Below are 1,427 nucleotides of genomic sequence, written 5' to 3'. Positions count from 1 at the left end.
TAATGCCGATCAGTTAAGAAAATGACCGGTTGACCGATCCAAACGATCATGCAAAATCCGTAGTTAGGAAACTAACTACGGATTTTTTTGTGAATATAGAACAAGCACTGCAAGCAACACTTGAAGAAAGCAGCCGATACCATACCTTTGAAAAATTATCAGAAATTCTTGACCCTGAAATCATTGAACAAGGTTTTCAACAAGCTGGGATTGCAACCGTTCGTAAGCGAAGGCTACCGCTTGAGGCCGTTTTGTGGTCAGTTATTGGCATGGCATTGTTTCGAAAAGAATCGGTTTGGAATATCGCTAATAAGCTAGATATCATGTTACCTGGCAAGAACCCACTCGTTGCTCCAAGTGCGATGGTACAGGCGAGACAAAGGCTAGGTGATGATTCCGTTAAACACGTTTTCAATAAATCTGCTCAATCAATGTATAAGCAACAGTCATTCGAAACATGGAATGGTTTGAATCTATTAGCTGTTGACGGTGTTGTGTGGCGAACAGCCGACACGCCTGATAATCGTAAAGCCTTCTCTTCTGGTAGCAACCAATACGGTGATACAGCCTTTCCTCAAATACGCATGGTCTGTCATATGGAATTGACCAGCCATCAACTGCTCAGTAGCGAGTTTGATAACTATAAAACTAACGAGATGAAATTAGCTGAGCGTTTAATTGAACGTACACCAGATAATTCACTGACTATGTTTGATAAAGGGTATTATTCTTTAGGCCTGTTAAATCGTTGGCACCAAACTGGGAAGATGAGGCACTGGCTGATACCTGCAAGGCCCGACTTACAGTATGAAATCATCTCCAGCGCGGGTAAAAATGACCATATCATTGAATTGAAAACAACAAAGCATGCACAAAAAAACTTTCCCGATGTTCCTGAAACGATTAAAGCGAGATTAATCAGTAAAACAATAAAGGGCAAAAGCTACCGTATACTAACCTCGATGACGGATAGATTGCGTTATCCAGGTAATGAAATTGTTGAATTATATTGTCATCGTTGGGAGATAGAACTTGGGTTTAGAGAAATCAAACAAACCATGCTTGATAGCGCATACCATTTGAGAAGTAAACGTCCAGACATGGTGCGTCAGGAGCTATGGGGCGTGTTACTCGCCTATAATTTAATACGAAGAATAATGACGATGGCGGCGACAGTCACAGGGATATGGCCTAACCAGCTTAGTTTCTCTAGCAGTTCGATGGCTGTCATTCAGTATTTCTCGTCAGTATCTATAATGAGTCCAGGGAACATTCCAATACACTGGCAGCACTTACTCAGTACACTGGTCTTATTTAAGCTTCCAGCTAGACGAGAGGATAGAAGATATCCCCGATGGGTTAAGCCAAAACCATCTAAGTATCCCCATAAAAAGAAAAATGCCAGTCAGCTTAACTGACTGGCATTA

Annotated in this window: 1 protein-coding gene; it reads left to right on the top strand. The window is 41.5% G+C overall.

The window, feature by feature from the left end; translation table 11 throughout:
• Positions 1–89: 89 nt before the first annotated feature.
• A complete protein-coding gene (locus I6F47_RS20245; protein ID WP_442960285.1) occupies positions 90–1,418 on the top strand; it encodes an IS4 family transposase in 1,329 nt (442 codons plus the stop codon).
• Positions 1,419–1,427: the final 9 nt, after the last annotated feature.

Origin of the sequence: Pseudoalteromonas sp. NZS37 (assembly GCF_015864265.1) — a bacterium.
GTDB classification, from domain to species: Bacteria; Pseudomonadota; Gammaproteobacteria; order Enterobacterales; family Alteromonadaceae; genus Pseudoalteromonas; species Pseudoalteromonas arctica.
The sequence above is the reverse complement of the archived record's forward strand: the minus strand, read 5'-3'. Positions and strand labels throughout refer to the sequence as shown.